This is a genomic window from Peptoniphilus indolicus (genome assembly GCF_900454665.1).
GTDB classification, from domain to species: domain Bacteria; phylum Bacillota; class Clostridia; order Tissierellales; family Peptoniphilaceae; genus Peptoniphilus; species Peptoniphilus indolicus.
Genome location: NZ_UGTH01000001.1, coordinates 542,579 through 569,177, shown reverse-complemented (window position 1 = coordinate 569,177; position 26,599 = coordinate 542,579). Strand labels below are relative to the sequence as shown.

At 33.5% G+C, this 26,599-nt stretch carries 19 protein-coding genes; 17 read left to right on the top strand and 2 right to left on the bottom strand.

The window, feature by feature from the left end; all coding sequences use genetic code 11:
• The 6 genes from gpmI to murJ all read left to right on the top strand — a co-directional run bounded on the left by gpmI (window position 1) and on the right by murJ (window position 6,711).
• Entirely contained in the window at window positions 1–1,506 is a 1,506-nt protein-coding gene (gpmI, locus tag DYE58_RS02760) for a 2,3-bisphosphoglycerate-independent phosphoglycerate mutase (RefSeq protein ID WP_004819202.1), read from the top strand.
• Complete coding sequence (eno, locus tag DYE58_RS02755; protein ID WP_004819200.1) at window positions 1,503–2,786, top strand: phosphopyruvate hydratase; 1,284 nt, start codon at window positions 1,503–1,505, stop codon at window positions 2,784–2,786. The genes gpmI and eno overlap by 4 nt, the downstream gene beginning before the upstream one ends.
• Entirely contained in the window at window positions 2,783–3,169 is a 387-nt protein-coding gene (locus DYE58_RS02750; RefSeq protein WP_004819198.1) for a SixA phosphatase family protein, read from the top strand. Before eno ends, DYE58_RS02750 begins: the two co-directional genes overlap by 4 nt.
• Before the next feature lies 1 nt (window position 3,170).
• Entirely contained in the window at window positions 3,171–3,581 is a 411-nt protein-coding gene (locus DYE58_RS02745; protein ID WP_115311993.1) for a PaaI family thioesterase, read from the top strand.
• Window positions 3,582–3,731: 150 nt separating this feature from the next.
• Entirely contained in the window at window positions 3,732–4,868 is a 1,137-nt protein-coding gene (locus tag DYE58_RS02740; RefSeq protein ID WP_004819193.1) for a sodium ion-translocating decarboxylase subunit beta, read from the top strand.
• A 331-nt stretch (window positions 4,869–5,199) separates the two neighbouring features.
• A complete protein-coding gene (gene murJ / locus DYE58_RS02735) occupies window positions 5,200–6,711 on the top strand; it encodes a murein biosynthesis integral membrane protein MurJ (protein WP_004819191.1) in 1,512 nt (503 codons plus the stop codon).
• 52 nt (window positions 6,712–6,763) lie between these two features.
• Here murJ and DYE58_RS02730 read toward each other — a convergent pair whose 3' ends face one another.
• Window positions 6,764–7,756, bottom strand: coding sequence for a DUF2325 domain-containing protein (locus tag DYE58_RS02730; protein ID WP_004819189.1), 993 nt, complete (start codon window positions 7,754–7,756; stop codon window positions 6,764–6,766).
• A 167-nt stretch (window positions 7,757–7,923) separates the two neighbouring features.
• Between DYE58_RS02730 and glsA the strand changes: the two genes are divergently transcribed.
• From glsA to DYE58_RS02715, 3 genes are all read left to right on the top strand, one after another.
• Complete coding sequence (gene glsA, locus DYE58_RS02725) at window positions 7,924–8,859, top strand: glutaminase A (RefSeq protein WP_370882802.1); 936 nt, start codon at window positions 7,924–7,926, stop codon at window positions 8,857–8,859.
• Between the two features lie 11 nt (window positions 8,860–8,870).
• A complete protein-coding gene (locus DYE58_RS02720; protein ID WP_004819186.1) occupies window positions 8,871–10,304 on the top strand; it encodes an alanine/glycine:cation symporter family protein in 1,434 nt (477 codons plus the stop codon).
• A gap of 294 nt (window positions 10,305–10,598) precedes the next feature.
• Window positions 10,599–11,594, top strand: coding sequence for a helix-turn-helix domain-containing protein (locus DYE58_RS02715; RefSeq protein WP_004819184.1), 996 nt, complete (start codon window positions 10,599–10,601; stop codon window positions 11,592–11,594).
• A 41-nt stretch (window positions 11,595–11,635) separates the two neighbouring features.
• Here the strand turns inward: DYE58_RS02715 and DYE58_RS02710 are convergent, their stop codons facing one another.
• Entirely contained in the window at window positions 11,636–12,406 is a 771-nt protein-coding gene (locus tag DYE58_RS02710) for an IclR family transcriptional regulator (RefSeq protein ID WP_004819182.1), read from the bottom strand.
• 214 nt (window positions 12,407–12,620) lie between these two features.
• Here DYE58_RS02710 and DYE58_RS02705 point away from each other — a divergent pair, with 214 nt between their 5' ends.
• The 8 genes from DYE58_RS02705 to rpsL all read left to right on the top strand — a co-directional run bounded on the left by DYE58_RS02705 (window position 12,621) and on the right by rpsL (window position 26,549).
• Window positions 12,621–13,832, top strand: coding sequence for an Nramp family divalent metal transporter (locus tag DYE58_RS02705; RefSeq protein WP_004819181.1), 1,212 nt, complete (start codon window positions 12,621–12,623; stop codon window positions 13,830–13,832).
• A gap of 28 nt (window positions 13,833–13,860) precedes the next feature.
• The gene (locus DYE58_RS02700) at window positions 13,861–14,844 is read left to right on the top strand and encodes an agmatinase family protein (RefSeq protein WP_004819179.1); all 984 of its coding nucleotides are present in this window, start codon (window positions 13,861–13,863) and stop codon (window positions 14,842–14,844) included.
• 373 nt (window positions 14,845–15,217) lie between these two features.
• On the top strand, window positions 15,218–16,438 hold the full coding sequence (locus DYE58_RS02695) for a Fic family protein (RefSeq protein ID WP_040553266.1): 1,221 nt from the start codon (window positions 15,218–15,220) through the stop codon (window positions 16,436–16,438).
• 197 nt (window positions 16,439–16,635) lie between these two features.
• Window positions 16,636–17,172, top strand: coding sequence for an isoprenylcysteine carboxyl methyltransferase family protein (locus DYE58_RS02690; protein WP_040552386.1), 537 nt, complete (start codon window positions 16,636–16,638; stop codon window positions 17,170–17,172).
• A gap of 246 nt (window positions 17,173–17,418) precedes the next feature.
• The gene (gene rpoB, locus DYE58_RS02685) at window positions 17,419–21,177 is read left to right on the top strand and encodes a DNA-directed RNA polymerase subunit beta (RefSeq protein WP_004819176.1); all 3,759 of its coding nucleotides are present in this window, start codon (window positions 17,419–17,421) and stop codon (window positions 21,175–21,177) included.
• Window positions 21,178–21,212: 35 nt separating this feature from the next.
• Window positions 21,213–24,794 carry a DNA-directed RNA polymerase subunit beta' gene (gene rpoC / locus DYE58_RS02680; RefSeq protein ID WP_004819174.1) on the top strand — a complete coding sequence of 1,194 codons (3,582 nt, stop codon included), beginning with the start codon at window positions 21,213–21,215 and terminating at the stop codon, window positions 24,792–24,794.
• A gap of 257 nt (window positions 24,795–25,051) precedes the next feature.
• Window positions 25,052–25,825: a DUF6612 family protein gene (locus tag DYE58_RS02675; RefSeq protein ID WP_004819172.1), complete on the top strand. Its 774-nt coding sequence runs from the start codon at window positions 25,052–25,054 to the stop codon at window positions 25,823–25,825.
• Window positions 25,826–26,135: 310 nt separating this feature from the next.
• On the top strand, window positions 26,136–26,549 hold the full coding sequence (rpsL, locus tag DYE58_RS02670; protein ID WP_004819171.1) for a 30S ribosomal protein S12: 414 nt from the start codon (window positions 26,136–26,138) through the stop codon (window positions 26,547–26,549).
• Window positions 26,550–26,599 lie beyond the last annotated feature (50 nt).

The following is a 26,599-nucleotide window of genomic DNA, read 5'->3' as shown; positions in this document are numbered from 1 at the left end:
ATGAAACCTATGATGCTGATAGTCTTGGACGGGTTTGGCGTCGGCAAAGAATATGACGGAAATGCTGCATATCTTGCAAATACACCTGTAATTGATGAACTAAAGAAAAGTGTTCCAAGTACCACACTACAAGCTTCTGGAGAATATGTTGGTTTGCCTGATGGGCAGATGGGCAATTCAGAAGTAGGACACTTGAATATAGGCGCTGGACGTGTAATATTTCAAGATTTATCAAGAATTAATAAAGAAATATCTGACGGAGAATTTTTCCACAATAAGGTGTTAGTTGGAGAGATGGAGTCAGTCAAAAAGAATGGAAAAGCTCTACACTTGATGGGATTGGTATCTCATGGGGGAGTTCACTCACATATGGAACACTTAAAGGCATTGTTAAAACTTGCTAAACTTGAAGGAGTAGAAAAAGTTTATGTGCATGCTATTCTAGATGGCCGTGATGTGGCGCCTGATTCAGGTAGAGAAGACTTAAGAGAACTTCAAAGAGAACTTGATATAATAGGTGTTGGAGAAATTGCAACTGTCAGTGGAAGATACTGGGCTATGGATAGAGATAGAAGATGGGAAAGGACCATGAAGTATTACAATCTCTTGACCATAGGAGAAGGGGAAGCTTATTCATCAGTTGATGCTCTTATAGATTCGAATTACCATAGAGAAATATATGATGAATTTGTAGAACCTGGAAAGGTAAAAGACATAACGCTTGAGGATGGAGATTCTGTTATTTTCTTCAATTTCAGACCGGACAGAGCAAGGCAAATCGTCAGACTTTTAAGTGATGATGATTTTAGTGATGCACTCCGCGCTAAATACGTTCGATTAAACGTAGTGAGCATGACACAATATGATTCTACACTTACTAATGTAACTGTTGCATATGGCGAATTTATACCAAGTAATACACTTGGAGAAGTGCTTGCAAAAAATGGAAAGAGTCAGCTCAGAATTGCTGAAACAGAAAAATATGCACACGTGACATTTTTCTTAAATGGTGGAAGAGAAGTGCCTTTTGAAAATGAAGATAGAATTTTAGTCCAATCACCAAAAGTGGCAACTTACGATTTGAAACCGGAGATGAGTGCATATGAAGTAACTGAAAAGTTAATTCCTGTAATGGGGGATTATGATTTTATAATGTTAAATTTTGCCAATACTGATATGGTTGGGCACACAGGTTCAATTCCTGCTGCAATAAAAGCTGTAGAAACAGTGGATGAATGTCTTGGAAAAATAATTGAGCAACTTAAAATATTAGGCGGAGCGGCAATAATAACTGCGGACCATGGAAATTGCGAAGTAATGCTAGATGACAATGGAAAACCGGTTACATCACATACAACAAATGTAGTGCCGATGTATCTTGTTGGAGTTGACAGAAAATTACACAGCGGAGCACTTGCAGATTTAGCGCCGACAGTGTTGGAAATAATGAATATTGAACAGCCTATTGAAATGACGGGAAAGAGTTTATTGGAGGAAAATATATGAGTTTAATTTCAAATGTATATGCAAGAGAAGTATTGGATTCAAGAGGAAATCCAACTGTTGAAGTGGAAGTTAGAACTGTAAAAGGCGGTCTTGGAAGGGCTATAGTTCCAAGTGGAGCTTCAACAGGAGCTTATGAAGCTGTTGAATTGAGAGATGGCGGTTCAAGATATCTTGGTAAGGGAGTTCAAAAAGCTGTAGATAATATCAACACTCAACTTACAGAAGATTTAACTTTCTTTGATTGTTTTGACCAACTTGCAATAGATTCTTATTTAATAAGACAAGATGGAACTGAAAATAAAGGTAAACTTGGAGCAAATGCTATTTTAGGTGTTTCATTAGCTGTTGCAAGAGCTGCTGCTGATGAATTGAATTTACCGCTATATCAATATCTTGGAGGAGTTAATGCAAAGACATTACCTGTGCCAATGATGAATATTTTAAACGGTGGAGAACATGCAGACAACAATGTAGATATTCAAGAGTTTATGATTATGCCAGTTGGGGCTCATAGCTTTAAAGAAGCTCTTGAAATGGGGGCAACAGTTTATCACAACTTAAAAGGAGTTCTTCGTGAAAGAAATCTTTCAACAGGAGTTGGTGATGAAGGTGGATTTGCACCAAATCTTGAAAGTAACAGAGAAGCTCTTGATGTAATAGTAGAAGCTATTGAAAAATCAGGATATAAAGCAGGAGAAGATATTGTATTAGCTCTTGATGTTGCAGCTTCAGAAATGTATGAAGATGGAAAATATAATTTAAAGGGTGAAGGAAAAGTTCTTTCATCAGAAGAAATGATAGATTACTATGCTGACTTAGTTGAAAACTATCCAATCTATTCAATAGAAGATGGACTTGGCGAGGATGACTGGGCTGGTTGGAAAATTATGACAGATGAGATAGGCAATAAAGTTCAATTAGTTGGAGATGACTTATTTGTAACTAATACAAAGAAATTACAAAAGGGAATCGAAGAGGGAATTGCAAATTCAATTCTAATCAAATTCAACCAAATTGGAAGTTTGACAGAAACTTTAGATGCAATTGAACTTGCTAAAACTCACAACATGACTTGTTTAATTTCACATAGAAGTGGAGAAACTGAAGATTCTACAATTGCAGACTTAGCTGTTGCAACTAATGCAGGATTTATAAAGACAGGAGCTCCTGCAAGAAGTGAGAGAGTGGCTAAATATAACCAACTTTTGAGAATTGAAGACCAATTAGGGCAAACAGCAAAATATGCGGGATTAAAAGGATTCTACAATTTAAAAAGATGATTTATTTAATAAGACATGGCATAGCTGAAGCATACAGCACATCCGATTTTGTAAGAGAATTGACTATAGAGGGAAAGATAAAGCTAAAGGCGGCTTTCTTGGGGTTTGCAGAAGACTTTGATTCCAAAGACTACAAGATTTATGTTTCCCCCGCAGTTAGAACAATGCAGACTGCAGAAATTTTAAGTGATATTTTAAAATGTGACTTTGAAACGATTGATGATTTATATGATTCAAGGTATGAAGACTTTGTGAGAGAGTTATCTAAAGATATGGATTATATAATAGTTGGACATGAGCCATATATTTCAGATTTGATTTACCAGATTACGGGAAGAAATGTGATTGTATCAAGAGGGTCTATTCACAAATTGGAGGTGTAGTATGGATTATAAGAGGATGATTGATGAAAGAAACGCAAGTGGATATATAAATCACTTGGGGATTAATGTGGTTGAAATAAGAGAAGGATATGCAAAGACGGAAGTCGAGATAGGGGATGGGCATATCAATCCTATGGGAGCAGCTCATGGTGGGTTGATATTTAGCTTGGCAGATGTAACTGCCGGCTCTTGTGCAAACTCTTTTGGGAATAAAGCGAGTACGTTAAATGCAAATATCAATTTCTTAGCTCCGGCTATGAAGGGCAAGAAGTTGATTGGAGAATCAAAACTTTTAAAAAATGGTAAAACTGTAAAAGTTATTGATGTTGAAATAAAAGATGATAGTGGTAAGTTAGTGGCGAGAGGGACTTTATCTTTCTTTGACCTTGGAGAACCACTTTTTGAAGATTAAACTTATGACAATATAATATAGCTAATAAATCTGTGCATACGAAGGTGTGTGCAGATTTTATTTTTTAATTATTTATTTTAAATTTTATATTCAACATATTGAAAAGTTTTTTCTGTGTGGTAACATATTATAGTTAATTAGGAGGACGAAATGGAATTTTTAACAGAAGGTATAAAGCTTATCACTTGGCAGGATTTAGTTATGTATGGCGTTGGAATTCTGCTTATTTACCTAGCTATTGAAAAAGAATTTGAACCGGCACTATTGCTCCCTATGGGATTTGGTGCAATTTTAGTTAACCTACCATTATCTGGAGCTATAAACCAAACCATGGCTGGAATTGGTGAAGTAACGGGGATAGTTGAATGGTTATTTAAGGTTGGAATAGAAGCGTCAGAGGCACTCCCGCTATTATTATTTATTGGAATAGGAGCCATGATTGATTTTGGTCCGTTACTTTCAAACCCTAAAATGTTTTTGTTTGGAGCGGCGGCTCAGTTTGGAATTTTCTTTGCACTTTCTTTGGCGACAGTTCTTGGGTTCGAATTAAAAGATGCAGCTTCAATAGGAATAATAGGTGCAGCAGATGGACCTACTTCAATACTTGTTTCTCAAGTTTTGGGCTCAAAGTATGTAGGTGCTATAGCGGTTGCGGCATATTCTTATATGGCATTGGTTCCAATTGTGCAACCAATGGCAATAAAATTGGTTACTACTAAAAAAGAAAGACAGATAAAAATGCACTACAATCCTACTGGAGTTTCAAGAAATGCGAGAATTTTCTTCCCTATTTTAGTTACGATTATAGCAGGATTAGTTGCTCCTATGTCAGTTTCGCTTGTTGGATTTTTGATGTTTGGAAACTTAATTCGTGAGTCGGGTGTACTTGGAAATTTAACAGAAACGGCGAGCAATGAACTTGCGAATTTGATAACACTTTTACTTGGAATTACTATTTCATTCAGCATGAGGTCGGAAGCTTTTGTAAATTTTGAAACTCTTTTGATAATGGGAATAGGACTTATAGCATTTGTGTTTGATACAATTGGCGGAGTAGTGTTTGCGAAAATACTAAACTTATTTACAAAGAATAAGATTAATCCAATGATAGGTGCTGCTGGTATTTCAGCATTTCCAATGTCAGCTCGTGTAGTTCAAAAGATGGGGTTAAAAGAAGATCCATCTAACCACCTTTTGATGTTTGCTGTAGGTGCAAATGTATCGGGTCAAATCGGTTCTGTTGTAGCTGGTGGAGTTATATTAAACTTAATCCAACAGTTTCTATAGGAGGGGAATATGAATCCAAATTTTTTAGTATCCCTTGAAATAATGGGAAAGGGAATGATTTCTATTTTTGTAGTGCTTGGACTATTGTCACTTATAGTAATGGCATTTGCAAAAATATTCAAATAAAATAAATTATATAAGGCATAGGTTCTGTAAGAGATATAAACTTTTGCAGGGCCTTTTTATTTGTAATTTAAAATTTAATTTAGAAGATTAAGTAAACTAAAAGGAATTGTACAAAATTGAAATATTAATTAATTTCAAACATATTTTTTTAATTAAATCTTTTTGTTACAATAATAATATAGTAAAAAATAAAAAGAGGTTAAATATGAATACGTCGTATATATTGATGATTGTAACAATATTATCAAAAATTTTTGGTTTGGTACGTGAAAAAGCATTGGCTTATTTTTTCGGAACGGGAATAATTGTAGAAGCTTTTTTGGTCGCTTTTCAAATTCCAATGACTTTTACAAACATATTATCCGGAGCTACAGCTAATGGATACATTCCTATGTATAATGAAATTAAAGAGCGAAGCGGAGAAAAAGAGGCTAATAGATTTACTTCAAATTTATCTAATATCGTCTTTATGGGCACTTTGTTAATTTCCATTGTAGGGATTGTATTTGCAAAACAATTGGTTATGGCAATGGCGATAGGTTTTGAAGGTGAGACACTGACAATGGCTGTCTTTATGACAAGAGTTGCGCTTTTAAGTCTTGCTGCAACGACTGTCTTTTCTATTTTTAAAGCTTATCTTCAAATTAAAAGACATTTTATAGTTTCAATAGCACATGCGATTTTGATGAATGTAATTATAATTGCAAGTATGACAATTGCTAAAAAAATGGGTTATCAATACTTGGCGTTTGGTATCTTGTCAGGATTTATATTCCAATATTTAATATTTTTGCCATACATCAAGAAGTCGGGTTATAGACATAGAAATCTAATCAGTTTGAAAGATAGAGATTTTAAAATGATGATGAAGATTATTGTGCCTGTGCTTATTTCGACTTCAGTAATTGAATTAAATTTTATAATTTCAAAATCATTGGCATCTGCTTTGTTTACTGGAGCTATGGCTTCTTTAAATTATGCTTATAAGTTGCAAGCTTTTGTAACGGGGATTGTAATAACTTCAATTGTAACAGCTGTATATCCGGACATGGCAAGACTTGGAGCAGTTTGTGACTATGACGGCTTGAAAAAATCTGTTGGGGGAGCCTTGGTATCTATGGCTCTTTTAGTTGTACCGGCTTCGGTAGGTCTATTTATATTTTCAGATCCAATTGTAAAACTACTATTTGTGGGGGGAGCTTTTGGGAAGCAAGAAGCAGTGGTGACTGCCAATGTTTTAAATTTCTATGCCATAGGGATAATTGGTATAGGCGTTAGAGAGATAGTATCAAGGGCGTTTTATGCAATTATGGATACTAAAACACCTGTTGTAAATTCAGTTGTAATGGTTGGAGTGAATATAGTTTTGAGTATGGTAATGATGAAGGTGTATGGGATAAGAGGACTTGCACTTGCAACTTCTATCTCATTTATTGTTGGAGCCATACTGATGGTTTTAAGTTTAAAAGGTAAATTGGGCAGAATGTTTAGTAATATAAATATTTCAGATTTGATGAAGATAACTATAGCGACTGTATGTATGGGACTTTTAGCGAGTGTTGCTTATAGTTTTTCAAGAGGAGCTATTGGCAATATTTTAGCTCTATTGGTTGCAATTGTGGTTGCTGGAGGGGTTTACTTGGTAGCTATTTTAGTGCTAAAAGTATCTGAAGTTCAAATTATTATAAATAAGATAAAAAATAAGAGAGCAAAGTAACTATAATCAATGATATAAAAAAGGACTTTCCAATGAAGTCCTTTTTCTTATGTTACTGTATTTCTAATTCTTCTAATATTAGTTGGATAAGAGCATTACTTTCAACGCTCTTTGAATATAAAATAGGTATTTCAAAATCTTTGCTCACATTTCTAATTTTGAACATTGCATCGTGGCCAACAGAATCTATAAATATTATTAAAATATTTGTCTTTGAAATTTCGTTTGAAAGAATTTCGACTGACTCATTTCCTGACAAGTAACAAAGTTGTCCTCCATTTGCTTCGATAGCTCTTTTGAAGATTTCTTTATCAGTTTCTAAACCGATTATTCCAATATTTAATCCGTTTAATGAGCTGGAGGTTAAGGATTGTATTTCGTGGTCTTTGATTAATTCGGGAGAAGAATCAGTGTGGTAAACCCATATTATTTTTCCGCTTAGGATTTCATCGTTCCAATATGCATAGTCTACTACATCACCAATTTCTAAGTGGAAATTACCTGTCTTATATTGGTCAAGTAGTATTTTTGTAGATAGTCTATCTTCTGAAGATTCTATGTAATATTGTTCTAGATCTTCGTCGAATTCTACAATGGCATATTTGACAACTTTTTTATTGCTTTCGGCAGCGACTTTTTCAATTAATTCATATTCATATACAGGTTTTTGGTTGTAAGCTTTTTTGATAACTGAAGCCTTAACCCAATCACCTTCTTCAATATTAAGTTTTCTTATAAACTTTTCAGGCACAAATATTTTAAAGCTTCCAATGTTTGCTCCGGATAGATTTAAGTGAGCTTGACCTAAGAAAATATTGTTATTTGCATCATAAATTTCGGTTAAGTTATTATTTGACTTGATAGTCGTGGAGTGTTCATACGTATTATAGTTTGATAAATTATTTGGTAAATCATTTAGTGAATTTAAAATACAAAGATAGTTTTTTAAATATACATTGGTTTCTTCCAAGTTATCAAAAGTTAAATTTGAAACTATCGATGATAAATCGGATTTAATCTCTTCTAAAAATTTGATTTTATTCATACATAACCTTCCTTAAAATTAATGATTAAATTTATTGAGTATATTATACTCCTTATTACTTTTTAGGTAAAAAGAATATTTTGTGAAACTACATTCAAAAAAATATTGTATTTAAAAAATTTTATATAGAAAGATAATATATGACTATGGTAGAATTAAAATCGGAGGTGAAACGTTTGCGTAGATTTAATCAGGAACTACTAGAAGGTGCAATAGCGCTTGGAAGAAAATATACTGACATGGGAGAAGTTGCAGATTACATACCTGAGTTGAAGAAACAAGATCCAAATAAAATAGGGATTGCTGCAATCGAAGATGGAGAATTAATTTGTTCGGGAGATAGTGAGGATAGATTTTCCATACAATCTGTTGTAAAAGTAATTTTATATGCTATTGCACTTGAAAATTTTACTGTTGATGAATTGAAAAAATATGTTGGGCTCAAGCCATCATCAAAAGCTTTTAACAGTGTAATAGAACTTGAGTTGTCAAAGAAAAATGTGCCGGTAAATCCTTTTATAAATGCAGGGGCGATAGTTGTGGTTGCATTGCTACATAGGGTTTATAAAGAAAGGACACTAGAAGTTATAATTGAGAAAGCATCAAAGTTTTTAGGGGAAGAAATAAGTTACAGTGAAGAAATTTTTGTATCTGAGAAAGTATCTTCTTTTGCCAATAGAACTTTAACATATCTCATGCTTTCAAGAAAGATTTTACCACCGAGTCTTGAAGTAGAAGAAGTTTTGGATATTTATTTCAAAAGCTGTTCATTGATGGTAAATGTTAAAAATTTGGCCAATATGAGCTATTGTATATCTAACAATGGAGTATCTTTGAGCGGTGAAAAAGTTATAGAACCAGAACATGCAAGAATTTTAAGAACTCTTATGGCAACTTGTGGTACGTATGACTACTCCGGAGATTTTGCTGTTAGAGTTGGAATTCCGGCTAAGAGTGGAGTTGGCGGAGGAATTGTCACAGCCACAATAGATGGTTATGGCTTGGCAGTTTATAGTCCGGCTCTTGATACGCACGGGAATAGCTACTCAGGTGTTAGAATGCTTGAGTATTTATCTGAGAAATTAAATTTGAATGTATATTAAAGGAGGAATAGATGGAAGAATTATTCATAACTTTATCTACGAAGTTAAATGAAATATTGTTGAGCATTAATGATGTGTTGTATTATCCAATCTTACTTATTATGTTGTTGTTTTGTGGACTTTATTTTTCGGTTAGAACAGGACTTATACAATTATCAATGTTCAAAGAGTCTATAAGTGTGGTAACTGAAAAGCCTGATGAAGGTGGGGTATCATCTTTCCAAGCTCTTATGGTTTCAACAGCATCAAGAGTTGGTACAGGAAACATAGTAGGGGTTTCTAATGCTATTTGCCTTGGCGGATATGGAGCTGTATTTTGGATGTGGGTTATAGCTATAATTGGTGGAGCATCAGCATTTATAGAATCTACTCTTGCTCAAATTTACAAGAGAAAAGGTGAGGACGGTACGAGCTATGGAGGTCCTTCATACTACATAGAAACTGCACTTGGAAGCAGAACTGTTGGGGTTTTATTTGCGATATGTTTAATATTAACTTATGCAGTTGGGTTTAATATGTTAGCATCTTTTAATTTACAAGATTCATTTAAAATATACGGATTTTACACTCCAGGTAAAACATCTTGGATGATAGGAGCTATACTTGCTGTAGTTGCTGCATATTGTATTTTAGGCGGTGGAAAGAGAATTATAAAATTTACTTCAATACTAGTGCCGTTTATGGGAGTTATATTCGTAATCGTTTCAATCTTAATGATTATACTAAATATAACTTATATACCAACAGTTTTTTCAAAGATATTGTCTGATGCTTTTAACTTTAAGGCAATATTTGGAGGAATAGCAGGATCTTCACTTGTTGCGGGAATAAAGAGAGGATTGTACTCAAATGAAGCTGGTATGGGATCTGCGCCTAATGCCGCAGCTGCAGCAGATGTATCCCACCCTGCAAAACAAGGCTTGGTTCAAATGCTTTCTGTATTCATAGACACACTTTTAATTTGTTCTGCAACAGCATTTATGGCATTATCATCTGGAGTTGAACCGATAGCGGAGCTTGCAGGAGCAGCATTTGTTCAAACTTCATTATCAACAGTATTTGGAAATTATGGGATTATATTCATAACAGTTGCTCTTACGCTATTCGCATTCACAACTTTGATAGGGAACTTATACTATGTAGACACTTGCTTGACATACTTGAATAAGAAAGTGCCTTCAAAGGTATTTATGGTTTGCTATAGAGTATTAGCGGCAGTTTTAATTTTTGTTGGAGCGGGAATGCAAATGGAATTAGCTTGGAATGTTGCAGATTTGTTGATGGGACTTATGTGTATAATCAATATTCCTACAATTATAATTTTGGGAGGACAAGCACTTAAAGCCTTAGAGGATTATAAAGCGCAAAAGAGACAAGGTAAAAATCCTGTATTCATTGGAAAGAATATAGGACTTGATGAAAGTAAATTACAATACTGGAAATAAATTTTAAACTATGGAGTGCAATATACGAAAGGCACTCTTTTTAATTGTGAATAAAATTGAGACGACAATATTAAAGAGAAATATTTTGAAAAAGTAATAGTTATAAATTAAAGGTATATTTGAAAAGAAATGAACTATAAATTATAATTTTGTAATATATATATTCTACATGGACTTAAATTGGCTGAAATCGACGATTGCAACTGGCAGTTGACAAATTTCAAAGCTAACTTTATAGAATGCAAATACTATTTTTGATACATTAATTAAAAATAACAGAGAGGAATAGTAGAGATGATACTAGCTGATAAGATAATTGAAGAAAGAAAGAAAAATGGATGGAGTCAAGAAGAGTTGGCTGAAAAGTTAGGAGTTTCTAGACAGTCGGTTTCTAAATGGGAAAGCGCACAATCTGTGCCTGACTTAAATAGGATATTAAATATGTCCAAAATTTTTGGGGTTAGCACTGATTATCTGTTAAAAGACGAGATAGATACTGTTCAAAAAAATTATGAGAGCATTGCCGTTGAAGTAGAAAGTAAAAACATAAAGAATGTGAGTATGGAAGAGGCTGTTGATTTTTTGAAGATAAGTGAGGAAAATTCGATGTGGTCAGCTTTGTCAATTTTCCTATATATAGCGTCTCCTATAGTTTTGTTAATTTTGTCTGGATTGGCTGAAAGCAAATTGTTTGGTGTATCGGAGGATATGATAATATCTGTGGGAGTTCCTGTTTTATTGTTTATGGTTGCTCTTGGAGTGTATATATCTATAGGTTGTGGAAATAGAGCTAAGAAATATAAGTTTATATCTAGAAATGAAATAGAAACTGCGTATGGAGTGGATGGTTTGGTTCGTGAGAAGAAAAATAATCACTCAAATAAGTATACGAACACAATAGCGATAGGTGTTGTAGCGTGTATTTTGGCTTGTGTTCCACTTTTAGTCAGCACAGCACTTACTGATGAGGACTATATAATATTCAACATGGTAGCTCTGCTAATTTTTATTATAGCTGTATCGGTGAATAGAATGGCACAAGTTGGTTTAGTGAAGGATAGTTATGACAAACTTTTACAAGAGGGGGATTTTACAGTAGCAAATAAAAAAATAGCCACAGTTATAAATAAAGTGAGCTCTGTATATTGGGGAATAGCACTTGCAATATATTTAGCGTGGTCACTATATACAATGAAGTGGGGATTCACATGGATAGTATGGCCGGTGGCTGGGGTTTTATATGCGGTAGTAATTAATATAACTAAGATATTTGTCAAAGCTGAAGATTAAAATGTTTCAAATCAAAAAGGGAGTTCGTGGGAACTCTCTTTTTAAATATTTGATATTAATTTAGCTATTTGAGAAGCCTGATTTTTTAATTCGGGAACTACATCGTTTAATATACTTTCAATATAAGTTGAAAATGAAGTTATGCTAAGTGTAGCTATAATATTTCCGTTTGAATTAAAGATTGGTACTGAAAGACTGCTCACACCTAGTTGATATTCTTGGTTTTCATAGCTATAGCCCTTCTCTAAGATATCATTTAATTTTGCCTCCAACATCTCAACAGAGGTTGAGGAATAGTCAGTTGTGTTGTCGGGCTTACTGTCCAAAGCATATTTAATATTTTGTAAATTGTAGTTATGAGCTAAAGCTAACTTACCTGATGCACTAACTGATAATGGTAGTAATACATGCTCGGCGACATGTATTTGATAGTGTTCTTTATGAGCACTTGAACTATATATAGTGTAAACTTGTAGATTTTCTACAATTTGAAAACAGCAAGTTACTGAGAATTCATCGGATATTTTTTCTACAAAAGGGCTTATATGTTGTATATATAGTTCTTGTTTTTTATTTAGTAATTTGGATTTAGCTGAAAAAAATAATCCTAGGCTATAACATTTAGTAGAAGAATCAAAGTTTAAAAGTCCATACATTAATAGGGTATTAGCTATTCCTCTTGTTGTACTCAATTTTAAATTTGTAATTTCACTAATTTCCTTTAATGTAAGATAGTTTATATTGTCAGTAAAACAGTTTATAACATCTATAGCTCTTTTTATAGATTGAATAGGTTTGAATGAATATAGCATACTAATTCCCTCTCTATATAAATATTTATAATTAAATTATAACGGGGAAGATAGCGAAAGTAAAATACGGTATTATAGAATAAAAAACGATAATACCGTATTGACAAAGGTTTTCTTATGGATATATAATTAATTTAGTAATTTATCGATGCGCAATGATATTTACAAAATTAACTTAAAATACATTTAGATGATAATTTTGTAGGAGGAAGTTATGAAAAAATATACTTTCAAAGAAAAATTAAAAGCTCTAGGGCCGGGGATGCTTATAGTGGGTTCGTTTATAGGGCCCGGAACGATAACTAGTTCAACTAGAGCAGGAGCTACATATGGATATCAGCTATTATGGTGTATATTATTTTCTGTTTTGGCAGTAATAATCATGCAAGGCATGGCTGCAAGACTTGGGATAGTAACACAAACTGGATTATCTGAAAATTTAATAGAAGATTTAAAGGAAAGACCTGTCTTAAAAAATATAATGGTGATTTTGGTGTCAGCAGCCATTATATTAGGAGGAATTGCCTATATGAGTGGAGACCTTACAGGTACGGCAATAGGTCTTTCAGCACTTACAGGGATACCTTCAAGAGTTATAGCTCCTATTTGGGGCATATGTATTCTATTTATAAGTAATCATAACAATGCTATAAAATGGTTGGAAAAATTATTGACAGTGTGTGTTTCTATAATGGCAGTTATATTTGTTATAACAATGTTTGTAGTAAGACCTGATTTTACAGAAATATTAAAAGGCTTGATACCAAGTACTGAATCTAATTCTATTATGACTTGTGTAGCACTAATAGGAACAACTGTAGTTCCATACAATTTATTTATTCATGCAACAAGTGCTAGACAAACATGGAAAGATCCGGAACAAATACCATTAGCTCAATTTGACGTAACTTTCTCTATGATAGTGGGTGGAATAATTACAGGTGCTGTAATGATAACCGCAGGAACGGTTGTTAGAGGAATGGAAATTTCATCGGCAGTAGACATGGCTCAACAATTGGAGCCGCTTTTAGGAAATTTATCAGTTCCATTTTTAGCTATAGGATTAGTTGCAGCTGGTATTTCAAGCGCGGTAATAACACCATTGGGAGTGTCTTATGTGTTGGCAGGACTATTTGGATGGGAACTTAACAAAAGAGATAAGAGATACTTTGCGACAAATGTATTGATTTTACTTTTTGGAATTGTCGGAGCGGCAACAGGATTTAATCCTATTACAATAATAATGGCGGCACAAGCTGTAAACGGGATCTTCCTGCCGGTGAGTGTGTTCGTATTATTGTATTTAGCTAGCAAAGAAAAAGTTATGGGAGAATATAAAAACAACATGCTTCAAAAAGTTTTGGGGATTGGAGTTTTTTTAATATCTCTAACAATTGGTGTAAGCAGTATAATGTCGTTATTTTAAATAAAGTTTTTAAATTAGGAGGAGCAAAATGAGAAACAGTAAGCCAACAATATATGATCCAAAATTTTTACCAAATAATATTTATAGTGGAGTACCATCATGGTTAAATCTTCCTGTAATAGAAGAAGATGAAGATTTAAATGAGTTGGATATAGCCATAGTGGGAGTGCCTTGGGAAGGTGGATGCACAATAGGTGGATATTCATCATGTACAGAAGGTCCTAAATCAATTAGAAGTGTCTCAATAAGATATACAGGATTTTTGCCTGACTTCAACTTGGATTCGTTTGAATATTTAAAAGGTGGAGACTTTGGGGATGTTCCAGTACAAAACGGAAATTATGATTTTACATTTGAAGAAATAAGAAAAAAAGTTGCCAAAGTTATAGATGCCGATGTTATTCCGATAACATTTGGGGGAGATCACTCAATATCTTATCCAATAATTAGCGAGATGGCTAAAAAACATCCTAAAAAAGTAGGTATACTACACTTCGATGCTCATTTAGACAACTATGAACAATTTGGAGATGACCCATATTCAAGATGCTCACCTTTCTATAGACTATACACTGATGAAAATATGGACCCTACAAAGATAGTTCACATAGGAATAAGAGGGCCAAGAAATCATAAAAAAGAATATGAAAATGCAGAAAAATTTGGAGCAACAGTAATTAAGAGCCAAGATGTTAAAGAAAAAGGCTGGAAAGAAGCTATAGATGAAGCGATAGCAATCGCATTTAAGGATACAGAAGTTGTCTATGTAACAATATGTGCGGATGCATTAGATGCAGCATTTATGCCACAAGGGCCACAAGATATGTGTGGACTTACTTCTTATGAATTGGCTATGATGGTTCATGAAGCAGGATTAGCAGGGGCAAAAGGATTTGACTTTGTTGAAATTTATCCAGAAACTAATTCACTACAAACAGCTTCTCACGTTGGATGTTGGATGGCATTATACTATTTAAACGGATTGGCAGAATACAAAAAGAATAGACTATAAATATAGGGGGCTTTTAAAGCCCTTGTTTTTATTTTCAGATATATTTACTTGAATAATAAATATAAAATAAATTTTTATAATATAAATTAAATAAAGCGGAAAAAAATTGATTTGTTAAGAAGAAATAGAAATATAAATTAAATAAAGTGGGAAAAATTGATTTGTTAAGAAAAAATAGAAATATAAATTAAACAAATCGGAAAAAATTGATTTGTTTACAATAAATGGTATAATAAATTAAATATATCGATAAAATTTAATTTATCAAGCATTAAATAATGCGTTAGATTAAATATTTCCATAAAAATAAATTTTATTACTGTTTCAAGGCTTTTTTATAAATAGAAGTTAAAAGAAGTGGAGAGGTGAAAATATGGACTATATATCAAAAGTATATTATAAGGATTTTAAAAATTATGAAAAAATCTATAAAAATAGGTATGAGTTTGAGACTACATTAAGGTTAGATTTGAAAATAAATCCTTACAAAACAAATGAAAATTTAAGTTTATATTATGTTTTTAACAACGAAACTTCAAGATACTTAGATTTAGTAAGAGAAAATGATAATCGGCTTAATGAAATTGAATTAAAGTTGCCTGAAGTGGCGAAAAAATCTTTGCTTAAAGATATTATTTCCAGTGAACTACAAAGTTCAAATGAACTTGAAGGGGTGGAAAGTAGCAGAGAACAAATAGCCGAAACAACTAGAGAGATAATCGAGAATAAGAAATTAACAAATGACAGATTAGTGAGCATGATTAAGTCGTATATATATTTATCAGGTGAAGATATATTAAAACTTCCAGAAGATAGTAAAGATATTAGGAAAATATATGACCATATTACCAAAGGTGAATTAGAAAAAGATTGTATTCCTGACGGTAAAATTTTTAGGGAAAATGCTATTTATGTTCAGAAGAAAAATACTGTTTCTGGAGAATGCATCCACGAAGGTATTTTAGGGGAAGATAATATTTCTGAGCATATAAATATGATGTTAAATTTTTTAAATGATAATACAATTCCACTGTTATTAAGAACTGCAATAGGGCATTATTATTTTGGATATATACATCCGTTTTATGATGGAAATGGTAGAACAGGGCGTTTTATAAGTAGTATGTATATAAAAGAAGATTATGGTTATTTAACGGCTATGTCATTAGCTAGAGGAAGCTTTTTGAAGAAAAATGATTATTACAGAGCTTTTGATATCACTAATTCTGTAAAAAACAAAGGAGAACTCAATTATTTTATTGATACTTTTTTGAGTATTTTAATTGAGGGGCAATTTGATATTATAGAAAATTTAATAGATAAAGTAGAAAAACTCGACAAAATTCACGCAAAAATAATGAATGATAATACTTTAGATACTGATGTAAAAAAAGATATAATGTTTATACTTTCACAAGATTATTATTTTAATTATAATAGCGGAATAGAAAGAGAAGATATAATTGGATATTTAGATGGATATTATGCAAAAACAATAAGAGATGAAATTAGTGATTTAGAACAAGAAGGATTGATAATAAAGGTTAAGGGTAGACCTATCATTTATTGTGCAAATAGTAATTATTTTGAATAAAATTTATTGCAGATAATACAGAATAGAGTATACTACCTTAAACGCTATTATATAAATCCTTAAAAATTTTTGAGCTAAGGATAGAAATTTTTAGCGTTATAAAAATTTAATATTCTTAATATTTTGTTTTGTTGACAACAAAAGGCTTTCCATATTAAAATTTATTTAAAATATTTTAAATAAATTAAGGGGGTATTATGCAAAGATATTCTATTTATGTAATTATAGTAATAGTTTTTGCCATAAGATTAGCTTTTTTAAAGATATCTAAAGAAAATGAAAGAGCGATATTAGCAAGTGGTGGAAGAGAATATGGAGTTACAAATACTAAGCGAATAACAATATTACACATACTATTTTATTTTGGTAGTTTAGTTGAAGCGTTAGTTAAGAAAGTAGAATTTGATAAAGTTAGTTTGATAGGACTAATATTAGTAATATTTTCAATGGTAGTTTTGTATTCGGTGGTTAATATATTAAAAGGAATATGGACTGTAAAACTTATGATAGCAAAGGGACATAAGTTTAATAGCCACTGGTTGTTTGATACATTTAAGCATCCTAATTATTTTCTAAATATTATTCCTGAGCTTATAGGAATAGCATTGATTTGTCATAGCACAATCACAAGTATTGTAGTGCTTCCACTTTACATGATAGTGCTGTATATAAGAATTAAAGAAGAAAATAAATTAATAGAAACCGTTATAAAACCAAACGGCATATTAAAATAGATAGAGCGTGTTAATAATTTTTGATTATTAGCACGTTTTTTATTTAGAATTATCATAAATAATCTACTGAGGTTTATTTTATTTACATATAAATTTATTTTCTAAAAAAATAAAAAAGCATTGTAAATCCTTGCAAAACTTGTGTAACAATGTTAAAATAATTAATTGCAAAATTATAAAAATGGATTAGTGTTCTCTAAATTAGGCGACAGTAAATCTGTCTTGAATTTAAGGGGTGATTATTAATTGGCACATCCTGTGAAATATGGGAAGAGAGAGAGAATGAGCTTTTCTCGAATACCAGAGGTACAAAATTTACCAAATCTTCTTGAAGTGCAGACAGCCTCATTTGATTGGCTAATCAAAGAGGGTTTGAAGGAAGTTTTTGATGAGGTATCTCCTATCGAGGATTACTCAGGTAACTTAATACTTGAATTTGTAGATTATTATGTATCTGCAGAACGTAAGTATTCAATAGACGACGCAAAGGAACGTGACACAAATTATTCTGCGCCTTTGAAAGTTAAAGTAAGACTTATCAATACTGAAACTGGAGAGGTTAAGGAACAAGAAGTGTTCATGGGAGATCTACCACTTATGACACCAACTGGAACATTTATTATAAATGGTTCAGAACGTGTTGTGGTATCTCGACTTGTTAGAAGCCCGGGAAGTTACTACAAAGTAGAAACAGATAAAACCGGAAAGAAATTATATTCAGCGACTGTTATCCCAAATCGTGGAGCATGGCTTGAATATGAAACGGATGCTCAAGGCGTTATAAATGTAAGGCTTGATAGAACAAGAAAAATTCCTGTTACTATTCTTATGAGAGCTATAGGCGTCGAATCTAATATGGAAATAACTGACATATTAGGAGAAAGTGAAGCATTGCTGAAGACTTTAGAGAAGGATTCTACTTCTAATAAAAATGAGGCATTACTTGAAATTTATAAGAAGCTTAGACCTGGTGAGCCACCTACTATAGAGTCTGCTGAATCATTGTTTGAAAACATGTTTTTTGACAATAGAAGATATGATTTAGCTCATGTAGGTAGATATAAGTTCAATAAGAAACTTGGTATTTCAGCAAGAATTGAAGGACACTATGCAAGTACTGATGTAGTTAATCCTGAAACTGGTGAAATAATAGTAGAAGAAGGAAACAGGTTCACTGAAGAAACGGCAAGAGCTGTTGAAAATGCAGGTATTAATAAACTTATTGTAACTGTTAAATCGATTCGTGAAGATGAACCAGATAGAGATGTAATTGTTATTGGAAATAATTTTGCATATCCAGATGATTTTGAACTACCTTTTGATTTAAAAGAGTTAGGATTTAAAGAAAAAGTTTATTATCCTCTATTTAAAGAAATCGTAGAAGAATTTGAAGGCGATGAAGAAAAGTTAAAACAAGAATTAAAGAAAAATTATCGACTACTTAGTCCTAAACATATAACTGTAGATGACATCATCGCATCTGTAAACTATGAATTTGGACTTTCATTTAACGTTGGGGTAGTAGATGATATTGACCATTTAGGAAACAGAAGAATTAGATCTGTAGGAGAGCTTTTACAAAATCAGTTTAGAATTGGCATTTCAAGAATGGAAAGAGTTATACGTGAAAGAATGACTGTTCAAGATGTAGATGCTACAACTCCTCAATCGTTAATAAATATAAGACCTGTAACAGCTGCTATTAAAGAGTTCTTCGGGTCATCACAACTTTCGCAATTTATGGACCAAAATAACCCTCTATCAGAATTAACTCACAAGAGAAGGCTATCTGCACTAGGGCCTGGTGGGTTGAGCAGAGATAGAGCTGGCTTTGAAGTGCGTGACGTCCATAATTCCCATTATGGTAGAATGTGTCCTATTGAGACACCAGAAGGTCCTAACATAGGACTGATAACTTCGCTTACAACATATGCGAGAATTAATGAATACGGATTTTTAGAGACTCCTTATAGAAAAGTAAAATTTGGAGAAGGAATTGTAACTGATGAAATTGAATATATAACTGCTGATGTTGAATATGAGCAAATTATAGCTCAATCTAATGAGTTACTTGATGAAAACGGAAAATTTATAAATGATAGAGTAGTTGCAAGGGGTCATGAAGGGGTAGTAGATATCTTCGACTCTAAGGAAGTAACTTACATGGACGTATCTCCTCAACAAATAGTTGCAGTAGGTACAGCAATGATTCCTTTCCTTGAAAACGACGATGCGAACAGAGCCCTAATGGGTGCCAACATGCAACGTCAAGCAGTTCCTCTATTAAAAACAGAAGCTCCTATAATTGGTACTGGTATTGAGTACAGAGCAGCTAAGGACTCAGGGGTAGTTATTGTATCTAAAGAAGATGGTGAGATAACTAAAGTTGATGCCACAGAAATAGTTGTCAGAAGGGATTCTGATGGAGTTAAGGATAGATATGAACTTCATAAATTTATCGGAGCTAACCAAGGAACTACTATAAATCAAAGACCTATCGTAAAGAAGGGACAAAAAGTTAAAAAAGGCGAAATCATAGCCGATGGGCCTTCTACAGATATGGGTGAAATGGCGTTAGGTAAAAACATACTTATAGCTTTCATGAACTGGGAAGGTTACAACTATGAAGATGCGATGCTAGTAAATAAAGACTTAGTAATAGATGACACTTTGACTTCTCTTCACATTGAAGAATATGAATCAGAAGCTAGAGATACAAAACTTGGGCCTGAAGAGATAACTCGTGATATTCCAAATGTTGGCGATGATATGTTAAAAGATTTGGATGAAAGAGGAATCATCAGAATAGGCGCTGAAGTAAAACCGGGAAATATTCTTGTAGGCAAGGTAACTCCTAAGGGGGAAACTGAACTATCAGCTGAAGAAAGACTTTTACGTGCTATTTTCGGAGAAAAGGCTAGAGAAGTAAGAGATACTTCGCTTAGACTTCCTCACGGAGAGCAAGGTATTGTTGTAGATGTAAAGACTTTTACAAGAGAAGCCGGAGATGAACTTCAACCTGGCGTAAATGAAATGGTCAGAGTATTTATAGCTACAAAGAGAAAGATTCAAGTCGGAGATAAGATGTGCGGTCGTCACGGTAACAAGGGGGTTATCTCAAGGGTTATGCCTGCTGAAGATATGCCTTATATGCCAGATGGTACACCTATACAAATAGTATTAAATCCACTTGGGGTACCTTCTCGTATGAACCTTGGACAGGTATTGGAAGTTCACTTGGGACTTGCAGCTAAGAAACTAGGCTGGCATGTTGCAACTCCAGTATTTGATGGGGCAAACGAAGAAGATATTCAAAAGGCTTTGAGCCAAGCGGGATATCCTATAGATGGAAAAATTCAATTGAGAGATGGTAGAACAGGTGAGGAATTCGACCACCCTGTAACTGTTGGATACATGTATATGCTTAAACTTCACCATTTAGTAGATGAAAAGATTCACGCAAGAAGTACCGGACCTTATTCTTTAGTAACGCAACAACCTCTTGGAGGCAAAGCACAATTTGGTGGACAAAGATTTGGAGAAATGGAAGTTTGGGCTCTTGAAGCTTATGGTGCAAGTTATACTCTTCAAGAAATGTTGACAGTAAAGAGTGATGATATTGTTGGACGTGTTAAGACGTATGAAGCAATTGTAAAGGGAGAAAACATTCCTCAACCGGGAGTGCCTGAATCATTCAAAGTATTGATTAAGGAACTTCAATCATTAGCTCTTGAAATAAAAGTTTTGGATGAATACGGACAAGATGTTGACCTTGAAGTTGACGAAGATGATTTAGACAGAATTGATAACATTTCAAATAATGATGAAGAGATAAAAGGCCTTATAGAAAATAACCAAGCTCCTACTCAAGGTGCGATTAAGAGAATTTCTACAGATGATATAGAGGCTCTTGAAGAAGGTTATGAAGAAGAGAACGAAGAAGATGAATTAGATGGTCATTATGAAGAAGATTTTAGTTCTTATGATGACTCTGATGATGAGTAACTTATTTATAAGCTACAGAAAGGAGAGAATGCTCCTTGAGCGAACACGAATTATTTCACTCAATTAAAATAGGGCTAGCTTCACCTGAAAAAATAAGACAGTGGTCTTATGGAGAAGTTAAAAAGCCGGAAACTATAAATTATAGAACGCTAAAGCCTGAAAAAGAAGGTCTATTCTGCGAAAAGATATTTGGGCCTACTAAGGACTGGGAGTGTAGTTGCGGTAAATATAAGAGAGTAAGATATAAGGGTGTAGTGTGTGAAAAATGCGGAGTTGAAGTGACAAAGGCAAAAGTTCGTCGTGAGAGAATGGGCCACATAGAACTTGCAGCTCCAGTATCTCACATTTGGTACTTTAAAGGGATTCCTTCAAGAATGGGACTTGTACTTGACATGAGTCCAAGAGCTCTTGAAAAAGTTCTTTATTTTGCATCTTATATAGTAACTCATGTTGAGAGAGAAGCAGACTTGCCTCTTTATCAAAAACAACTTTTAACAGAAATAGAATACAGAGAATACAAGAGAGAATACGGCGACCAATTTACTGCTAAAATGGGAGCTGAAGCTATAAAGGATTTACTTCAAAGCATAGATTTACAAAGAGAATCTGAATTATTAAGCGCTGAATTAGAAGCGGCAACAGGACAAAAGAAAGTTAGAATTTCAAGAAGATTAGAAGTTATAGAAGCTTTTCTTCAATCAGGTAACAGACCTGAATGGATGATACTTGAAGCGGTGCCTGTAATCCCACCAGACATAAGACCTATGGTTCAATTAGACGGTGGAAGATTTGCAACAAGCGATTTAAATGACCTTTATAGAAGAATCATAAACAGAAACAACAGACTTAAGAAATTATTAGATATCAATGCACCAGATATCATTGTAAGAAATGAAAAGAGAATGCTTCAAGAAGCAGTCGATGCACTGATAGATAATGGTAGAAGAGGAAGACCTGTTACAGGACCTGGAAACAGAGCGCTTAAATCTCTTTCCGAGATGCTAAAGGGTAAGCAAGGTCGTTTCAGACAAAACTTACTTGGAAAGCGTGTTGACTATTCAGGACGTTCAGTAATCGTAGTAGGCCCAGATCTTAAATTCTACCAATGCGGTCTTCCAAAGAATATGGCGCTTGAATTGTTCAAACCATTTGTAATGAGAGAACTTGTTGCACAAGGTTATGCACACAATATCAAGAGTGCGAAGAGAATGGTTGAGAGAACGAGGGAAGAAGTTTGGGATGTGCTTGAAGAAGTAATAAAAGACCATCCAGTACTTCTAAACCGTGCACCGACACTTCACAGACTTGGTATTCAAGCTTTTGAACCAGTGCTTGTAGAAGGAAAGGCTATTAAACTTCACCCACTTTCATGTACAGCATATAATGCCGACTTCGACGGGGACCAAATGGCTGTCCATTTACCACTGTCAACAGAAGCACAAGCAGAAGCAAGACTTCTTATGCTATCTACAAACAATATACTAGGCCTTAAAGATGGTAAACCTATCGCAACTCCAACTCAAGATATGATTTTAGGTTCTTATTATCTAACTTTAGATATAGGGGAATCTAAAAAAGGAGATGGAATGGTATTTACCAGCGAAGATGAAATGATGCATGCATACTATGCAGGTTTCTTACATCTACAAGCTCACGTAGGAGTTAGAAGATACGCTGATGAAAATGACAGATGGGGTAAAATTGTATATTCTACAGTAGGTAGATTTATAATGAACAGCTTCATACCTCAAGACCTTGGATTTGTTGACAGAAATGTCGATAAATATTCTCTTGAAGTAGATAAAGTAACTGATAAAAAGTTGCTTGGCAAGATAATAGAAAAAACTTACAAAAAACATGGCAATATAGTTACCGCTAAATTGCTTGACAATATAAAAGAAAATGGATACCACTATTCAATTATTGGAGCTATTTCAATTTCAATGGGCGACGTTGAGGTACCAGAATCAAAACCTGAAATCTTAGCTCAAGCTAAAGCTGAAGTAGATAAATACGAAAAAGCATTCCGTAGAGGTTTGATTTCAGACGAAGAAAGATATGAAAAGGTAATAGACATTTGGAACAAGGCTACAGATGATTTGACAGACGATGTAATGGAAGGCTTTGATAGACTTAACAATATTTACATCATGGCGGACTCAGGAGCCAGAGGTTCTAAGAACCAAATCAGACAGTTGGCCGGAATGAGAGGTTTGATGGCTTCTCCATCTGGTAGAACTATCGAGGTTCCCATTACATCTAACTTCCGTGAAGGACTTTCAGTACTTGAATTCTACATGTCAGCGCATGGTTCCAGAAAGGGACTTGCGGATACAGCACTTAGAACTGCGGACTCTGGATATTTGACAAGAAGACTTGTAGACGTTGCTCAACAAGTAATCATCAAAGAAGAAGACTGTGGAACTGACGAGTATTTAGTTGCAAGAGATTTCAAGGATGGAAAAGAACTTATAGAAGGATTAAAAGATAGAATTGAAGGAAGATATTCTTTTGAAGACATCGTACATCCTGAAACTAAAGAAGTATTAGTATACGCAAACCACGAAATTTCTGATGATGATGCAGAAAAAATAGTTGAAGCTGGAATAAAAGAAGTTAAAGTTAGAACTGTATTAGGCTGTAAAGCTAAGACAGGAGTTTGTGCTCATTGCTACGGACGTAACTTGGCAACTGGAAACCACGTTGACATTGGAGAAGCTGTAGGGGTAATAGCAGCTCAATCAATAGGTGAACCTGGTACTCAGCTTACAATGAGAACTTTCCACACTGGTGGGGTTGCATCTGCTGCGGACATCACACAAGGTCTTCCTCGTGTTGAAGAACTTTTTGAGGCTAGAAAGCCTAAGGGATTAGCAGTTATTTCAGAAGTTGAGGGGACAGTTGAAATTAGAGAGCAAAACAGAAAGCGTGAAGTTGTTGTAACGCCAAGAGATGGAGAATCTCATAGCTACAACATAGTTTACGGGGCAAGACTTAAAGTTAAAAATGGCGACTATGTAGAAAAAGGACAAGAGCTTACTCAAGGTTCCGTTTACCCTCAAGACTTATTGAGAGTAATGGGAGCTAAGGGAGTTGAAGAATACATCGTTAAAGAAGTTCAAAGAGTTTATAGACTTCAAGGGGTAGACATCAACGATAAGCATATTGAAATTATAGTACGTCAAATGTTGTCTAAGTATAAGATCGATGATCCGGGGGATACAGAATTCCTACCAGGCTCATTGGTTGATGCAACTGAATACAAGTTGACTAACAAACAAATGATAGAAGAAGGTAAAAATCCTGCTATCGGAGAAGTTAATCTACTTGGTATAACTAAAGCTTCACTTGCTACAGATTCATTCTTATCAGCAGCATCATTCCAAGAAACAACAAGAGTTCTTACAGATGCAGCGATAAAAGGCAAGGAAGATAAATTACACGGACTTAAAGAAAATATCATAATAGGTCAGTTAATTCCTGCAGGTACAGGAGCAAGACAAAATAAACTTGTACAACTAGATGTAGATGAAAAATTAAAAGAAAATTATTTACTTCTTGAAAATTCAGAATTCATTGATGAAAATGAATTTGAAGAAGAAGTAGTAGTAGAATAGAAATAAAATCCGTCGGAGAAATCTGGCGGATTTTTTGTATGCTTTTGGATAAGAAAATATAATTACTAATAAAAGTATGTTTAAAAAAGTTTACTTTACTGGGATTGTGTGATAGAGTGAAGAAAAATAGAGGAATATATTTGTTTAATGGTGTCGCTTAGAAAAGATATAAGAAGTTTCACGATGGCAAAATTATAATTGATAAATATAAATTACAGGGGTTAGTTATAAATAAAGCAAAGTATAGGGAGGTTTCTATGAAAAAATATTTGATGGTTACGTTAATTGTTGTAATGTTTTTGATAGGTTGTTCACAAGGGACAAAAAGCAATTTGAGTGAAGATACTGAGGCTGTAAACAAAAAAGAAGTATTTTCAAAATTATTAAGAGAAAAAGATTTAATGAGTTATGTTGTTAAGACTAAAAGTGAAGCGACATTTAATGCTCAGTCTGATGAGAAAAAAGAAGTAACTAATTCAAATGGGACTGTTGAAATGATAAGGGAGCCTAAGATATATCACGCAAAATGGGAAGGCATAAGTGATAACACTAAAAATGAAAGCGAAGTTTATATCATAGACAAAGAGAATTTTTATAGAGAAAACAAAGGGGAATGGAATAAGAAAACAATTGACGATATGAACGACAATAAAGAAGACATACCTACTTTTGTTGCAAAAACTACATTTGATTCAAACTCTATTTTGGAAAATCTTGAAAGTTATTATGAAATCGTAGAGTCGCAAGATATTTATATATTAAAGCTTGAGTCCAACTCAGATAATATAAGTGAAATTGAAAATATTCTTTTTGGAAAAGATGAGAGCAATTCATTTATAGGAGAGTTAACTTCAATAAGAGCTGAATTTTCTTTTGAAAAAGATACATATCAGCCTATTTCATTTGAGTGGGAAGCACGCTTTTTAAATAAGGAGAACGACGAAGTTACACAGTTAAAACAAAGCGGAAATTATGAAAAAATAAATCAACTTGAAAAGATAGAAGTTCCTGAAGAGATTAAAAATTTATAGTGAAGGAGTTATAAAAGTTTTTTAGAAAATTTTTGAGAATACAGTTTAGTATTTTAGTAGTTGGACTTAATCTAAAATAAATAATTTAAATTTTTAGGACCTAAGAATACCTTTTGTGATATATTTTAGGTCTTTTTTTGGTTATAAGTATTCTAAAGCTACAAAATTAGAGAAATATTGGCTAAATAAAGTTGACTTAAAACAGGTTGAATGATATACTTATTGAGTATTTTGATAGCTATTTAAGACTACCTTTAAAGGTAGTCTTAATGTGTGTGTTGGAATTTACTAATTTTATGGAGGTGAAAGAATGCCAACTATTAACCAATTAATCAGAAAAGGTAGAAAGAAAATTGAAACTAAATCAAAGTCACCAGCTCTTGATGTTAACTATGATTCACTAAGAAAAGTTGAAACAGAAGTAAACTCACCACAAAAGAGAGGGGTTTGTGTAGCAGTTAGAACAGTAACTCCTAAGAAACCTAACTCAGCGCTTAGAAAAGTAGCCAGAGTTCGTCTTACTAATGGATACGAAGTAATGGCTTATATCCCAGGGATAGGACACAATCTACAAGAGCACAGTGTTGTACTTATCAGAGGTGGAAGAGTTAAGGACCTTCCAGGGGTTAGATATCACATTGTTCGTGGAACACTTGATACAGCTGGAGTTGACAACAGAAAACAATCAAGATCTAAATACGGTACTAAGAGACCTAAGAAATAAGATTGATTTGATTTAACATTCTTTATATAGATTTTTTGGCTTACGTTAAT

Excerpts from the sequence above, each read along its gene's own strand:
- gpmI (WP_004819202.1), top strand. The coding sequence starts at position 1 with ATGAAACCTATGATGCTGATAGTCTTGGACGGGTTTGGCGTCGGCAAA.
- eno (WP_004819200.1), top strand. The coding sequence starts at position 1,503 with ATGAGTTTAATTTCAAATGTATATGCAAGAGAAGTATTGGATTCAAGA.
- DYE58_RS02750 (WP_004819198.1), top strand. The coding sequence starts at position 2,783 with ATGATTTATTTAATAAGACATGGCATAGCTGAAGCATACAGCACATCC.
- DYE58_RS02745 (WP_115311993.1), top strand. The coding sequence starts at position 3,171 with ATGGATTATAAGAGGATGATTGATGAAAGAAACGCAAGTGGATATATA.
- DYE58_RS02740 (WP_004819193.1), top strand. The coding sequence starts at position 3,732 with ATGGAATTTTTAACAGAAGGTATAAAGCTTATCACTTGGCAGGATTTA.
- murJ (WP_004819191.1), top strand. The coding sequence starts at position 5,200 with ATGAATACGTCGTATATATTGATGATTGTAACAATATTATCAAAAATT.
- DYE58_RS02730 (WP_004819189.1), bottom strand. The coding sequence starts at position 7,756 with ATGAATAAAATCAAATTTTTAGAAGAGATTAAATCCGATTTATCATCG.
- DYE58_RS02720 (WP_004819186.1), top strand. The coding sequence starts at position 8,871 with ATGGAAGAATTATTCATAACTTTATCTACGAAGTTAAATGAAATATTG.
- DYE58_RS02715 (WP_004819184.1), top strand. The coding sequence starts at position 10,599 with ATGATACTAGCTGATAAGATAATTGAAGAAAGAAAGAAAAATGGATGG.
- DYE58_RS02710 (WP_004819182.1), bottom strand. The coding sequence starts at position 12,406 with ATGCTATATTCATTCAAACCTATTCAATCTATAAAAAGAGCTATAGAT.
- DYE58_RS02705 (WP_004819181.1), top strand. The coding sequence starts at position 12,621 with ATGAAAAAATATACTTTCAAAGAAAAATTAAAAGCTCTAGGGCCGGGG.
- DYE58_RS02700 (WP_004819179.1), top strand. The coding sequence starts at position 13,861 with ATGAGAAACAGTAAGCCAACAATATATGATCCAAAATTTTTACCAAAT.
- DYE58_RS02695 (WP_040553266.1), top strand. The coding sequence starts at position 15,218 with ATGGACTATATATCAAAAGTATATTATAAGGATTTTAAAAATTATGAA.
- DYE58_RS02690 (WP_040552386.1), top strand. The coding sequence starts at position 16,636 with ATGCAAAGATATTCTATTTATGTAATTATAGTAATAGTTTTTGCCATA.
- DYE58_RS02675 (WP_004819172.1), top strand. The coding sequence starts at position 25,052 with ATGAAAAAATATTTGATGGTTACGTTAATTGTTGTAATGTTTTTGATA.
- rpsL (WP_004819171.1), top strand. The coding sequence starts at position 26,136 with ATGCCAACTATTAACCAATTAATCAGAAAAGGTAGAAAGAAAATTGAA.